The sequence below is a fragment of the Brucella sp. BE17 genome (assembly GCF_039545455.1).
Taxonomy (GTDB): Bacteria; Pseudomonadota; Alphaproteobacteria; order Rhizobiales; family Rhizobiaceae; genus Brucella.
In genome coordinates this window covers 2,079,194-2,092,382 of sequence record NZ_CP154467.1, presented here as the reverse complement: position 1 = coordinate 2,092,382, position 13,189 = coordinate 2,079,194, and the positions used below count along the sequence as shown (strand labels likewise).

Sequence of the window (13,189 nt, the reverse complement as noted above, 5' to 3'; positions counted from 1 at the left end):
TGATGGCTTCTGAAAATTAATTCCGGTTTTCAGGGGGATATTTTAATATAAGCTATCATGCGGATAAATGGCTTGGCAGCAAGTCTGCTTGTTTTCAGTCTATGTACAATAACAGAACCCTCACAGGCAGCGAATAAACCATGCAGTGGCAGCAAGGGTGGAATATCCCATTGTCGCGGTGATATTTTCATATGCAATGATGGCTCTGTCAGCGGCAGCAAAAAATCCTGTCAGGCTTATATGGGAGCAGCAGGTTTAATCAGCCCAGCTCAGCCCGACATGAAATCGTCAGCAACGCGTGAATGTGCGTGCCGCGACGGTTTCATCTGCACAGGACCGCGTGGTGGCAAATACTGCATCGATGACAGAGGCAAAAAAAGTTATTTGCGACGATGACAGGATTGCATAAGAAATTTTGGTGGAGCCAAGCGGGATCGAACCGCTGACCTCCTGCATGCCATGCAGGCGCTCTCCCAGCTGAGCTATGGCCCCATCACACCTCTTTCAAGGTGAGTGGCGGCTTATTAAATCGCGTTCGCCAGAAGATCAAGCGCTAAATCGCAACTCTCTCAATATCTTGCAAAATAATTTGCGCACCAGCCCCGCGCACGCCCTCCTGCATGAAACAGAACCCTCCCCAGAATAGCGAAAAGGCGACCCGAAAGCCGCCTTTCCAAAATTCAAATCCAGTTAAACCAGACCGCCCCTGAGATCAGGCTTCGTCGTCGTCACCGCCAACGCCACCGCCGAGAATGCCCGAGACGTCATCGTCTTCGTCTTCCTCTTCTTCCAGAAAGCTGTCGTCATCATCGTCGCCAAGATCGACATCGTCTTCGCCATCGATATCCGGCAGATCATCACCGCCCTTTGCCTCGTCGTCGGCATCCTCAAGAGAGACGAATTCCGGCTTTTCGAGCGCGGTATCCACTTCTTCCTCTTCGGCTTCCTCTTCGACAACGCGCGCTTCCGCAGTCGCGTCGAAATAGGCCCGGGGATAGGAAATACCTGTATAGGGCGAAACAATCGGATCGCGATTGAGATCGTAGAACTTCTTGCCCGTTTCCGGGTCGATGCGCTTGGTACCAAGTTCAGCTTTTGCCACGTTGAGCCTCGTGCGTTTATTTGCCTGTGGTGCCTGCGGCACGCCACGTCTCATGGTTAATTCCGGTCGACGCCTCCTTTTTGCTGCGGACGCGCCTTTGCTAAATATTATCCGGTGCATAAACGTAATTTGGCGCATTTGTCAAAGCCAAAGACACGCAAGCCGCCAAGACTCTGTCATATCGGCGGATTGAATGGCGTTATTCACGGATGACCCCGCCATTATCCTATGCTAGGGAGCTAACGCTTATCTCTCAATCCCGGCGCAAGCGCGCCAAACATGCGACAGTGAAAAATCCATGTCCCATTCCACGACCCTGAAACCCGCAACGTCCCGCCGTTCAGAGGCGCTTTCAGGCGAAATCCGCATTCCCGGCGACAAGTCCATCTCGCATCGCTCCTTCATGTTCGGCGGTCTCGCCTCGGGCGAAACCCGCATCACGGGCCTTCTGGAAGGCGAAGACGTCATCAATACAGGACGCGCCATGCAAGCCATGGGCGCGAAAATCCGCAAAGAAGGCGATGTCTGGATCATCAACGGCGTCGGCAACGGCTGTTTGTTAGAGCCGGAAATGCCGCTCGATTTCGGCAATGCCGGAACCGGCGCTCGTCTCACCATGGGACTGGTCGGCACCTATGACATGACGACCGCCTTTATCGGCGATGCATCTTTGTCGCGCCGCCCGATGGGACGCGTGCTCGATCCGCTGCGCCAGATGGGCGTACAGGTGAAGGCCAATGAAGGCGACCGCATGCCGTTAACCCTCGTCGGCCCGAGCACTGCCAACCCCATCACCTACCGTGTGCCGATGGCTTCCGCTCAGGTGAAATCGGCAGTGCTTCTCGCGGGCCTTAACACGCCGGGTGTCACCACCGTCATTGAACCCGTGATGACCCGCGATCATACCGAAAAAATGCTGCAAGGTTTTGGTGCCGACCTCAGCGTGGAGACAGACAAGGACGGCGTACGTCATATCCGCATCAGCGGACAGGGAACGCTCACCGGCCAAGTGATCGACGTTCCGGGCGATCCGTCGTCAACCGCATTCCCGCTGGTCGCCGCCCTTCTCGTCGAAGGTTCGGACGTGACCATTCATAACGTTTTGATGAACCCGACCCGCACCGGCCTCATCCTCACATTGCAGGAAATGGGCGCGGATATCGACATTCTCAATCCGCGACTTGCCGGTGGCGAGGATGTCGCAGATCTGCGCGTCAAATCCTCGAAACTTAAGGGCGTCGTGGTGCCGCCGGAACGTGCGCCGTCAATGATCGACGAATACCCCGTGCTGGCAGTTGCCGCGGCCTTTGCGGAAGGCGAAACCGTCATGGACGGGCTCGATGAATTGCGCGTGAAAGAATCGGATCGTTTGGCAGCGGTTGCACGTGGGCTTGAAGCCAATGGCGTCGATTGCACCGAAGGCGAAATGTCATTGACCGTACGCGGTCGTCCTGATGGAAAGGGCATTGGCGGCGGCACGGTCGAAACCCATCTCGACCATCGTATTGCCATGAGCTTTCTCGTGATGGGCCTTGCGTCGGAAAAACCCGTCACCGTCGATGACAGCAATATCATCGCCACCTCCTTCCCCGAATTCATGGATATGATGGCGGGCCTGGGCGGCAGGATCGACACCGCAGCCGAGACGATTGATGACTGACCAAGTGCTCTACGCACTGGGCTTTCTGTTTCGCGGGGCCACACCGGCAATTCTCTATCTGATGCCGATGGTCCCGTTTCTGATCTGGTCGATCAGGGCTACCATGCAAAGCGGTTCTATCGAGGTGGACGGAAAGCCAAGGCAAAGACCCGGTCTTGCCGCCACATTGTTTCTCTTCGTGCTGCCGGTGGCCTTTATCGTCTATTATAAGGTCAGCCATGCCGATATGCTAGATGACCTCGCCAGCGAGTGGCGGCCCTGGTTGTTCCTGTGCATACCACCGGCAATCGGCATGTTCGTGGGCTATATGGCGGGACTGATCTGGCAACTTCTGGAGAGGATCGGACGGTGACACAATCCTTCATCGTTGCCATTGATGGACCGGCAGCATCGGGCAAGGGAACGCTTGCCCGGCGCATAGCCACCCATTACGGCATTCCCCATCTCGATACCGGGCTCACCTATCGCGCGGTCGCCAAGGCGCTTCTCGATCAGGGCCTGCCGCTTGATAACGAGGCTATTGCAGCCGATGCAGCACGCAACCTCGACCTCACCGCGATGGATAAAAATGTGCTTTCCGCCCATGAGATTGGCGAGGCGGCGTCCAAAGTCGCAGTCATGCCGGCCGTACGCCGCGCACTTGTGGAAGCACAGCGCCATTTTGCCAATGCGCTTCCGGCAAGCGTCCTTGATGGACGCGATATTGGCACCGTGGTCTGCCCGGACGCGAACATAAAGCTCTTCGTCACAGCGTCGCCCGAAGTGCGGGCTGAACGTCGTTTCGACGAAATCATAACCAAGGGCGGGCAAGCCTGCTTCGATGAAATTCTGGCCGATCTTCGCAAGCGCGACGAACGCGACATGAACCGCACCGACTCGCCACTCAAGCCCGCAAAAGACGCGCACTTGCTAGATACGAGTAAAATGAGTATAGAAGCGGCATTTCTGGCAGCGAAAAAGCTGATCGATATGGCTTTGACGCAGCATAATGCCAGCTAAATGTCATAACAGCCCTGTATAGAGCTGCTTTCATAGAGATAAAGTCTGGCTTCGCGTTCCACGCGCCGGTTGTCTTAAAAGACGGGACCGAGGCCGGATATCCTTAAACACCAACCCCCGGCGCCGCATCCGATGTGGTTTCATTCCCGGATGCATCAGGAGTATTTATGTCAGAATTCAACCCCTCCCGCGCGGATTTCGAGTCGCTGCTCGCTGAATCCTTTGCCACTAACGATCTGGCCGAAGGCTATGTCGTCAAGGGCCGCATTGTCGCCATCGAAAAAGACATGGCGATCATCGATGCCGGCCTCAAGGTCGAAGGCCGCGTGCCGCTGAAGGAATTCGGCGCAAAGGGCAAAGACGGCTCGATGAAGCCGGGCGACGAAGTGGAAGTTTACGTCGAGCGCATCGAAAACGCGCTGGGCGAAGCTGTTCTTTCGCGTGAAAAAGCGCGCCGTGAAGAAAGCTGGGTCAAGCTCGAGCAGAAATTCGCCAATGGCGAACGCGTCGATGGCGTCATCTTCAACCAGGTCAAGGGTGGTTTCACCGTCGATCTCGACGGCGCTGTTGCCTTCCTGCCGCGTTCACAGGTCGACATCCGTCCGATCCGCGACGTGACGCCCTTGATGAACGTGCCGCAACCTTTCGAAATCCTCAAGATGGACAAGCGTCGCGGCAATATCGTCGTTTCGCGTCGTACCGTCCTTGAAGAAAGCCGCGCGGAACAGCGTTCGGAAATCGTCCAGAACCTTGAAGAAGGTCAGGTCGTTGAAGGTGTTGTCAAGAACATCACCGATTACGGTGCATTCGTCGATCTCGGCGGCATCGATGGTCTGTTGCACGTCACCGACATGGCATGGCGTCGCGTCAACCATCCGTCGGAAATCCTCACCATCGGCCAGTCGGTCAAGGTGCAGATCATCCGCATCAACCAGGAAACCCATCGTATCTCGCTCGGCATGAAGCAGCTCGAGAGCGATCCTTGGGATGGCATCGGCGCAAAGTACCCGATTGGCAAAAAGATCACCGGCACTGTCACGAACATCACCGACTACGGTGCATTCGTGGAAATCGAGCCGGGCATCGAAGGCCTCATCCACGTTTCCGAAATGTCGTGGACCAAGAAGAACGTCCATCCGGGCAAGATTCTGTCCACCACGCAGGAAGTCGAAGTCGTTGTGCTCGAAGTGGATCCGGTCAAGCGCCGCATCTCGCTTGGTCTCAAGCAGACGCTCGACAATCCGTGGACGACCTTTGCCGACAAGTACCCACAGGGCACGATCGTTGAAGGCGAAGTCAAGAACAAGACCGAGTTCGGCCTGTTCATCGGCCTCGACGGCGACGTTGACGGCATGGTTCACCTCTCCGACCTCGACTGGAACCGTCCGGGCGAACAGGTCATCGAAGAGTACAACAAGGGTGAAGTCGTCAAGGCTGTCGTTCTCGATGTCGATATCGACAAGGAACGCATCTCGCTCGGCATCAAGCAGCTTTCCGGCGACAAGGTCGGCGAAGCAGCAGCCTCGGGCGAACTGCGCAAGAACGCTGTCGTCACCGTTGAAGTGACTGCCGTTACCGACGGTGGCCTCGAAGTGCGTCTCGTCGACCACGATGTCGAAAGCTTCATCAAGCGTGCAGATCTGTCGCGTGACCGCAACGAGCAGCGTCCGGAACGCTTCACGGTTGGTCAGAAGGTTGACGCCCGCGTCATCGCCTTCGACAAAAAGTCCCGCAAGCTGCAGGTCTCGATCAAAGCGCTCGAAATCGCTGAAGAAAAAGAAGCTGTTGCTCAGTACGGTTCGTCCGACTCCGGCGCTTCGCTCGGCGACATCCTTGGTGCAGCCCTCAAGAAGCAGGACAAGAACTAAGGTTTTTGTTCCTTCAAGCAAATATGAGAAAGCCCGCTATCCGGCGGGCTTTTTCTTTTTGTGGGTTCAGGCAACTGCCAGAAGATGAATGAGCCCCACGCTGATGCCGCCAAGCGTCACCAGCGAAAGAATTGCTGCAAGCGTCACACGTCCCCCAGCGGCAGCTATGGCGCGGATATCCACTCCCAGCCCCAGTGCTGCCATGGAAATGGTGGTCAGTACGGTCGAAACCTGCCAGATAAAGGGGAGCAGCGCCTGCGGGATCAGGTGAAGCGAGTTGAGCGCCATCATGGTGAGAAAGCCGAGGATGAACCACGGCACCAGTTGGAAAAAGCCAGGCTTCGCCTTTGCGCTGCGATTACCCGAAATGAGCGCCAGAGCCAGAATAACCGGTCCCAGCATCAGAACCCGCACCAGCTTGACCAGTGTTCCAAGCTGGACGCTAATTGCGGCTACCGGTGCGGTTGCGGCCAGAACCTGTGGCACGGCATAAACGGTCAGGCCCGCCAGCACGCCATATTGCGTGTGCGAAAGGTCGAGAAGCGGTACCAGCAAAGGCAGGCATAAGACAACCACCACGCCCAGAATGGCGGTAAAGGCGATAGAAGCGGCAACGTCCTCGCTATTTGCTTTAATGACCGGCGCGACAGCCGCAATAGCCGAGTTGCCGCAAATGGAATTGCCGCAGGCAACCAGCACCGCCATGCGATGCGGCAGTTTGAGCAACCGCCCTATCAGATAGCTCAGCGCAATCGCCACGATGACCACGCAGGCAATGCCGAGAATGAGGCCGGAACCGGCGGCGATCACCGCGCTGGCACTGATCGATGCGCCCAAAAGCACCACAGCGATTTCCAGAAGCTGTTTGGCCGAAAAGCCGATACCTTTTTGAAAGCGCGGACCGGGGCGCAAAAAACTGCGCACTGCCGTTCCCAGCAAAATGCCAATGACGAGCGCCTCAAGCCAGGCTCTACCGGCGTAATGTACCTCGGCCCTTTCAAGCACCATAGCCAGCGCCGCTACAGCGACGCTCAAAGCAAAACCGGGAAGAATTTCTTTTGCTGTTGAGGATGACATTGCGCAATTTTCGATGATGTTGAGAACTATTTTCTCATTCAATGCTTTAAATTCACTGTTCATTCCATCACATTCTATGGCATAATTCATTCGATTTTATCGAATGATTGACGCTATGACACTGGAACAATTACGCATTTTTATCGAAGTCGCAGAGCGTGAACATCTGACGCGTGCCGCGCAAGCACTCAATCTCACGCCTTCTGCCGTGAGTTCTGCTATCCGCAATCTTGAGGAACGCTATGGTGCTACTCTTTTCAACCGCATAGGACGACGGATTGAACTGACCGGCGATGGGGGACTGTTTCTCGAAGAAGCACGCGCAACACTGACCCGCGCCCGTGCTGCGGAACAGATGCTGTCGGAATTTGGCGGGGGCAAACGCGGTATTCTCAACATACATGCCAGCCAGACGATCGCAAGCTACTGGCTGCCGCCTTATCTGGCGCAATTTCATACCGCGCATCCGCTGATCGATATCCGGCTGACTGTGGGCAATACCGAAAGTGTGACGGGCGCTATACGGCGGGGGGAAGCAGATATCGGCTTTGTCGAAGGCAGTGTTCAGGCAGAAACCTTGTTGATAACCCGAGTGGCGAGCGACCAGCTTATTCTGGTTTCCTCGCCCGACCATCCTTGGGCCAAGGACGCTCGGCTGTCATGGGATCACCTTTTTAAGGAAAAATGGATTTTGCGCGAGCAGGGCTCGGGTACGCGCAGCGTCTTTGAGGATGCCATGCGCGCCGCCGGCTATGATCCGGCGCGGCTTGATGTAGCTCTTCATCTCCCTTCCAACGAAGCTATTTGCTCGGCCGTGCGCTCCGGTAAATACGTTACAGCCATATCTGAACTGGTTACCGCCCCATATCTGGGGGCTGGAACGCTTGTGAAGGCCGATTTTACTCTGCCGGAGCGCCAGTTTCTGGTGTTGCAGCATGAGGGTCGTTATCAGACCAAAGCCGTACATTCATTCATGAATATGTTCTAAACAACCTGATCGTATTCTAGCTGATAAAAAAATCACCGACCATCACCAAAACCTGCAACACCAGAATGATGCTTGCGATTATACGCTGTATATAAGCTCTGTGAGAACGTGCCGCGAACAAAAAGAACGCGCACATCACCAGCGCCAAAAACAGATCAACACGATCATCAAGTGTAGCGCGATCATTCAAGAAAAAATCAAAATTTGATATCAGAATATTAAGCGCGAAGAAAAAATAAAACCATCTCCTGATGTCCATGAAATATTGATCAAAACTCTCATGATCCGGCAAGTCTCCAGGCGTGATGAGCGAGGCTAAAAAATAAAAACTGAAAGCATAAAGAACAACGAATATATACGAGCTATACGAGAATGACAGTATATGGCTCCATTCAAATACGCCCCACCACCATTCTATGATTGCCAATGAGAAGGTTATCAGCCAGATGATATGCAGATAATTGAGCTTATAGCGCGTGGGAAACTGGATATAACGTGTCAGATCCATCAGGATTTTTGACATACACAGGCTCACGAAAATACCTGCGATGATGCGGATATGTAGAAAATACGCCGCATGGGACAAGATTGAATTCTGTTCGTCCACGTTTATCCCTCCGCCCTCTTTTGGGGTCGCAGGATTTAAACACGATCATGCATCGATAAGAAATTGAAAACTGTTCAGCGAATCTGATGCAACAGCTCCGGCTGCGGAAAACAGCTGGCAGGCATGCCATTTTTCACCTGCCATAGGCCAATGGAGCGGCGGGTCTTGAAACCCGGCAATCCGTCGGCCTTGCCGATATCGTATCCATGCGCCTGCAATCGCTTTTGCATGGTCAATATGTCGGAGCGATACATCGAGCCGACATCACCCCACTTGCCTTGAAAATCAGCCGAACCATAAGCAATGCGATCCCCGACATGTCCGATAAACAGCGCATAGAGATCGCTCATATTGTAATCTTTGATAACATAGAAATTGGGGGTAACGATGAAAGCTGGGCCAAACCGCCCGGCAGGCATTAGCAAAAAGCCTTGCCCACGCATTTCGCTGGCTGGAAAAGCCTTGCCGTTGACGCGTGTCACACCGAGCTTTGCCCAATCAGCAATCGTCCTGCCCTGATCCGGCCCTTCCAGCGCACAGGAAAGTTCTTGCGGCACATTGACCTCGAAACCCCAGTCACGACCCTTCTGCCAGCCGTGTAATTTCAGGTAATTGGCGATGGAAGCCAGCGTATCGGGGACCGAATTCCAGATGTCGCGCTTGCCGTCGCCGTCGAAATCGACTGCGTGTTTCAAATAGGAAGTCGGCATGAATTGCGGTTGGCCGAGTGCGCCCGCCCAAGAGCTTTTCATGGCACTTTCGCCGATATAGCCTTTGGATGCGATTTCGAGTGCTGCAATCAGTTCCTTGCGAAACATATCCTTGCGGGTGGCGAGATAGGCTTTGGTGCCCAGCACCTCGAAGGCATTATAGGGAATCTTGACCGTGCCAAAACCCGATTCACGGCCCCAGATCGCCAGAATGATCGGCCCGGGAACCCCATATTTCTGTTCAATACGTTTTAATAGATTGCCATATTGACTAAAACGGGCCGCGCCGCCACTGGTAACCGATCCAACCGTCCTGGCGTTGAAATATTTTCCCGGGGCGCCGAACTCCGCCTGTTTTTGTGTTTTGGGAGCACTCGGCTTCTCGCCGGGAACGACAAGATCAGGCAGCTTCCAGTTGATGGTCACGCCTTTGAAAGCCTGCTCGAAAAGAGCGCGTGACACGCCTGCAGCTTTTGCTTCCGGCCACAGGTCTTTTTCAATCCAGTTGCGATACTGGCCTTCGATCTGCGCTTTTGAAGGCGCTGCAAATACCGGAGAAGCGGCAACAGCCAAAGCCAGTCCGCAGGCGATTGCAGAAAAGCGTTTCCATGCAGACATCATACTCTCCCGCTTTACAATAAAGTACGCGCTCGAAGCGCTGCCGCAAGCGTGCCTTCATCGAGATAATCGAGTTCGCCGCCAACCGGAACGCCATGCGCAAGCCTTGTGACACGCACCTCGAAATCGGAAAGCTGGTCGGTGATATAATGCGCCGTAGTCTGACCTTCGACGGTGGCGTTGACGGCGAGAATCACTTCCTTGATGTCACCTGCCGCGACCCTTTCCACCAGCCCCTTGATATTGAGATCGTCAGGCCCGACGCCATCCAGCGGTGACAGGCGCCCGCCCAGCACATGATAACGCACATTCATGGTGCCTGCACGCTCCAGCGCCCAGAGGTCAGACACGTCCTCGACCACGATCAGTGTTGCCTGATCACGGCGCAGATCGGTGCAGATGGTGCAGGGGTCGGATGTATCGACATTGCCGCAGCACGAGCACATGCGCACTTTTTCAGCCGCTTCCTGCATGGCACCGCCCAGCGGCACCAGAAGCGCTTCTTTTTTCTTGATGAGATGCAGCGCCGCGCGGCGTGCCGAACGCGGTCCCAGCCCCGGCACACGGGCCAGAAGCTGGATCAGGCGTTCGATTTCGGGACCAGCGATTCGTTTTGACATGATCCCGGTTTAGCTCAATTCATGGGCCTTTGGCATAGAAATCAGAACGGCAGTTTGAAGCCGGGCGGGATCGGCAGACCGGCGGTCAGCGACTGGGTCTTTTCGGCCATGGTGGCTTCAAGTTTCGCCTTGGCATCGTTGTGTGCTGCAATGATCAGGTCTTCGAGGATTTCAACCTCTTCTTCCTTCATCAGGGACGGATCAATTTTCAGACCCGAAAGCGTTCCCTTGCCCGAAAGCGTGACGCTCACCAGTCCGCCGCCCGACGAGGCGCTGGCTTCCAGATTGGCGATTTCGTCCTGCATGGCCTGCATCTTGGCCTGCAATTCCTTCGCCTGTTTCATCATTCCCATCATGTCACGCATGGGTGTACTCCATTATTTTCAAGAATTCAGTCGTCTTCGGGCATCATATCGGGTGCGTCCGCGACTCGATCAAGATCGAGGTCTTCATCTTCATTATGTACGGCAATGCGCACATCGGTGATTTTCGCACCCGGGAAAGCCGCAAGGATTGCCGCAACATCGGGATCGGCACGGGCATCCGTCACCAGATTGTCGCGACGCTCGTTTTCGGCTTCGGCAATTGTCTGTCCTGCCACATCGCGTGCGACCGTCACCACCCACCGAATGCCGGTCCAGTTGAGAAGATGCTGCGCGATATCACTTGGCAGCGCTTTCGGCGCATCGTCGGTGAGGCCAATCTCCAGCCGTCCCGGCGCAATCGCTGCAAGGCGCACGCAATTCTTGACCAATATCTTGAACTGCATGTCGCGGTGCTTGTCGGCAAGAGCGACGATGTCCTCAAGGCTGTTGATCGGCACGGAAGGTTGCGGCGTAGTCTCAACCAGCGGCGGCGGCGCGGGTTGTTGCACGGGCTGCTGAGACGCCTCGACAATACGCATCGCCGTGGCCGCGCCACCTATCCCAGAACCAATGGTTGCCGAGCCGATGGCCTCAACGCTAGCACGGGACTCCGGCGTACTGCCGCCCGATCGTGCGGCCCCCGAAGTGGGATTTGGAACGGGCGGACGGCTTGCTGAAACCGATCCGTTCTCAAGCCCGCGCAGGGCCTCATCCAGCGTCGGAAGGTCCGCGGCATGAGCAAGACGGATCAGCAGCATTTCTGCGGCCTGCACAGGCCTTGTGGCCGTATCGACCTCGACAATGCCCTTGAGCAGCATCTGCCAGGTGCGCGAAAGCACACGCACGGAAAGTTTTTGCGCAAATTCGCGTCCGCGTACGCGCTCATCCTGCGACAGTGACACGTCTTCGGCGACATCGGGCGTAAACCGCAGCCGCGTCACCAGATGGTTGAAATCGGCAAGATCGGTCAGCACCACCGAAGGATCGGCACCGACATCATATTGCGCACGAAACTCATTGAGAGCGCCCGCCACATCGCCGCGCATCAGCATCTCGAACAGATCGATAATGCGGCCACGGTCGGCAAGCCCCAACATAGAGCGCACTGCTTCCGCATCCACTTTGCCCGCGCCATGCGCAATGGCCTGATCAAAGATCGACAGCGAATCACGCGCGGAGCCTTCACCGGCGCGTGCGATCATCGCAAGCGATGCGTCGTCCACCTCGATGGCTTCCGCCTCGGCAATACGGCGCAGGTGTGCCGCCAAAGTTCCCGATTCGATGCGGCGCAGGTCAAAACGCTGACAACGCGAGAGAACCGTGATCGGCACTTTGCGGATTTCGGTGGTGGCGAAGATGAATTTTACATGCGGCGGCGGCTCTTCGAGCGTCTTCAGCAGCCCGTTGAAGGCTTGCGTGGAAAGCATATGCACTTCGTCGATGATATAGACTTTATAACGTGCTGAAACCGGACGGTAGCGCACCTGTTCGATAATCTCGCGAATATCGTCGATGCCGGTATGCGAGGCGGCGTCCATCTCGATCACATCGACATGGCGGCCTTCCATGATCGCCTGACAATTCTCGCCGGGTTCAGTGAGATCAATGGTCGGCTGGTCGATGGTGTCTGTCTTGTAATTAAGCGCACGCGCCAGAATACGCGCCGTTGTGGTTTTGCCCACACCGCGCACGCCGGTCAGCATCCAGGCCTGTGCGATGCGGCCGGTCTCGAACGCGTTTTTGAGCGTTCTGACCATTGGTTCCTGACCAATGAGATCATTGAAATTTTGTGGACGATATTTGCGGGCGAGAACGCGATAGGCGCCACCATCGACAACAAAGTCGGCGGATTGTGTGTCCATTGCGACCCTTCCGTTCCCTGTTCGCTTTTGCCAGACTGAACTTTAAACAGTTTGGCCCGGAGACGAAAGTGACTTCGACCTTGGCTTATCAACCATCAACAGCCATCATCGTCGTAAGAAAGGTGGGAGGCTGGCACGGTGACCCGTGCCATGCTCGTTAGGGCTGCTTCCTTCCGGACCTGACCCGGTTGGCGAGTGGCTCGTCCACCACCAACCTCCCACGTTGCATATCGTCAATTGCGAAGCAAAAAGCAAGCGCAGAGACAAAAAAGCTGGTAAGAATCATCTTATGGAAAAGTTCAAACTCGATAATCGGCTGGATGCTGACACATTTTCCGTAGCGCTTCTCGGCCTGAGCGAGCTGCGGCTGATGAACGACCGTCGCTGGCCATGGCTCATTTTAGTGCCGCAGCGGGCCGACCTCACCGAAATTCACGATATGACGCCACTCGACCAGACCCTGCTGACCTTTGAAGCAGGCATTGCAGCACAAGCGCTCAAAAGCGTGAGCCAATGCCAGAAGATCAATACCGGCGCACTCGGCAATATCGTGCGCCAATTGCATTTCCATATTATCGCCCGGAATGAAGGCGATGCCGGATGGCCGGGGCCCGTCTGGGGGTTCGGTACCCGTGAACCCTATGATGAGCAGGAAGCGCACAAGCTGATTGCCGATATTCGTACAGCGCTTTAATAGTTTTCTACATCACTCC

General features: G+C 55.5%; 13 protein-coding genes, 1 tRNA gene and 1 other RNA gene. 6 read left to right on the top strand and 9 right to left on the bottom strand.

The features are described from left to right. Window positions 1-416 precede the first annotated feature (416 nt). A tRNA-Ala gene (locus AAIB41_RS10170) sits at window positions 417-492 on the bottom strand. A gap of 220 nt (window positions 493-712) precedes the next feature. After that, window positions 713-1,102, bottom strand: coding sequence for a TIGR02300 family protein (locus tag AAIB41_RS10165; RefSeq protein WP_343314736.1), 390 nt, complete (start codon window positions 1,100-1,102; stop codon window positions 713-715). Between the two features lie 298 nt (window positions 1,103-1,400). On the opposite strand from AAIB41_RS10165, the gene aroA reads away from it, so the two are divergent. The 4 genes from aroA (at window position 1,401) to rpsA (ending at window position 5,629) form a co-directional block, all read left to right on the top strand. Next, entirely contained in the window at window positions 1,401-2,762 is a 1,362-nt protein-coding gene (gene aroA, locus AAIB41_RS10160; protein WP_343313211.1) for a 3-phosphoshikimate 1-carboxyvinyltransferase, read from the top strand. Further along, entirely contained in the window at window positions 2,755-3,114 is a 360-nt protein-coding gene (locus tag AAIB41_RS10155) for a hypothetical protein (RefSeq protein ID WP_343313209.1), read from the top strand. The genes aroA and AAIB41_RS10155 overlap by 8 nt, the downstream gene beginning before the upstream one ends. Continuing rightward, the gene (gene cmk / locus AAIB41_RS10150) at window positions 3,111-3,761 is read left to right on the top strand and encodes a (d)CMP kinase (protein WP_343313207.1); all 651 of its coding nucleotides are present in this window, start codon (window positions 3,111-3,113) and stop codon (window positions 3,759-3,761) included. The genes AAIB41_RS10155 and cmk overlap by 4 nt, the downstream gene beginning before the upstream one ends. 167 nt (window positions 3,762-3,928) lie before the next feature. After that, the gene (gene rpsA / locus AAIB41_RS10145; protein WP_343313205.1) at window positions 3,929-5,629 is read left to right on the top strand and encodes a 30S ribosomal protein S1; all 1,701 of its coding nucleotides are present in this window, start codon (window positions 3,929-3,931) and stop codon (window positions 5,627-5,629) included. 66 nt (window positions 5,630-5,695) lie between these two features. On the opposite strand, the gene AAIB41_RS10140 is transcribed toward rpsA, so the two are convergent. After that, on the bottom strand, window positions 5,696-6,706 hold the full coding sequence (locus AAIB41_RS10140) for a YeiH family protein (protein ID WP_343314735.1): 1,011 nt from the start codon (window positions 6,704-6,706) through the stop codon (window positions 5,696-5,698). A 115-nt stretch (window positions 6,707-6,821) separates the two neighbouring features. On the opposite strand from AAIB41_RS10140, the gene AAIB41_RS10135 reads away from it, so the two are divergent. Continuing rightward, the gene (locus tag AAIB41_RS10135) at window positions 6,822-7,694 is read left to right on the top strand and encodes a LysR substrate-binding domain-containing protein (RefSeq protein ID WP_343314734.1); all 873 of its coding nucleotides are present in this window, start codon (window positions 6,822-6,824) and stop codon (window positions 7,692-7,694) included. A 16-nt stretch (window positions 7,695-7,710) separates the two neighbouring features. On the opposite strand, the gene AAIB41_RS10130 is transcribed toward AAIB41_RS10135, so the two are convergent. The 6 genes from AAIB41_RS10130 to ffs all read right to left on the bottom strand — a co-directional run bounded on the left by AAIB41_RS10130 (window position 7,711) and on the right by ffs (window position 12,695). Then, window positions 7,711-8,301, bottom strand: coding sequence for a hypothetical protein (locus AAIB41_RS10130; protein WP_343313204.1), 591 nt, complete (start codon window positions 8,299-8,301; stop codon window positions 7,711-7,713). Between the two features lie 74 nt (window positions 8,302-8,375). Then, window positions 8,376-9,629, bottom strand: coding sequence for a lytic murein transglycosylase (locus AAIB41_RS10125; protein WP_343313202.1), 1,254 nt, complete (start codon window positions 9,627-9,629; stop codon window positions 8,376-8,378). A 14-nt stretch (window positions 9,630-9,643) separates the two neighbouring features. After that, complete coding sequence (gene recR, locus AAIB41_RS10120; protein ID WP_343313201.1) at window positions 9,644-10,249, bottom strand: recombination mediator RecR; 606 nt, start codon at window positions 10,247-10,249, stop codon at window positions 9,644-9,646. Between the two features lie 41 nt (window positions 10,250-10,290). Continuing rightward, the gene (locus AAIB41_RS10115) at window positions 10,291-10,614 is read right to left on the bottom strand and encodes a YbaB/EbfC family nucleoid-associated protein (protein WP_343313199.1); all 324 of its coding nucleotides are present in this window, start codon (window positions 10,612-10,614) and stop codon (window positions 10,291-10,293) included. A 26-nt stretch (window positions 10,615-10,640) separates the two neighbouring features. Beyond that, window positions 10,641-12,476 carry a DNA polymerase III subunit gamma/tau gene (locus tag AAIB41_RS10110; RefSeq protein ID WP_343313198.1) on the bottom strand — a complete coding sequence of 612 codons (1,836 nt, stop codon included), beginning with the start codon at window positions 12,474-12,476 and terminating at the stop codon, window positions 10,641-10,643. A 122-nt stretch (window positions 12,477-12,598) separates the two neighbouring features. Continuing rightward, an RNA gene (gene ffs / locus AAIB41_RS10105) (signal recognition particle sRNA small type) lies at window positions 12,599-12,695 on the bottom strand. A 70-nt stretch (window positions 12,696-12,765) separates the two neighbouring features. Here ffs and AAIB41_RS10100 point away from each other — a divergent pair. After that, the gene (locus AAIB41_RS10100; protein WP_343313197.1) at window positions 12,766-13,170 is read left to right on the top strand and encodes an HIT family protein; all 405 of its coding nucleotides are present in this window, start codon (window positions 12,766-12,768) and stop codon (window positions 13,168-13,170) included. Window positions 13,171-13,189: the final 19 nt, after the last annotated feature.

Bases quoted from the DNA above. Each gene is read 5' to 3' on its own strand.
- aroA (WP_343313211.1), top strand. From the start codon at position 1,401: ATGTCCCATTCCACGACCCTGAAACCCGCAACGTCCCGCCGTTCAGAG.
- AAIB41_RS10155 (WP_343313209.1), top strand. From the start codon at position 2,755: ATGACTGACCAAGTGCTCTACGCACTGGGCTTTCTGTTTCGCGGGGCC.
- rpsA (WP_343313205.1), top strand. From the start codon at position 3,929: ATGTCAGAATTCAACCCCTCCCGCGCGGATTTCGAGTCGCTGCTCGCT.
- AAIB41_RS10140 (WP_343314735.1), bottom strand. From the start codon at position 6,706: ATGTCATCCTCAACAGCAAAAGAAATTCTTCCCGGTTTTGCTTTGAGC.
- AAIB41_RS10135 (WP_343314734.1), top strand. From the start codon at position 6,822: ATGACACTGGAACAATTACGCATTTTTATCGAAGTCGCAGAGCGTGAA.
- AAIB41_RS10125 (WP_343313202.1), bottom strand. From the start codon at position 9,629: ATGTCTGCATGGAAACGCTTTTCTGCAATCGCCTGCGGACTGGCTTTG.
- recR (WP_343313201.1), bottom strand. From the start codon at position 10,249: ATGTCAAAACGAATCGCTGGTCCCGAAATCGAACGCCTGATCCAGCTT.
- AAIB41_RS10115 (WP_343313199.1), bottom strand. From the start codon at position 10,614: ATGCGTGACATGATGGGAATGATGAAACAGGCGAAGGAATTGCAGGCC.
- AAIB41_RS10110 (WP_343313198.1), bottom strand. From the start codon at position 12,476: ATGGACACACAATCCGCCGACTTTGTTGTCGATGGTGGCGCCTATCGC.
- AAIB41_RS10100 (WP_343313197.1), top strand. From the start codon at position 12,766: ATGGAAAAGTTCAAACTCGATAATCGGCTGGATGCTGACACATTTTCC.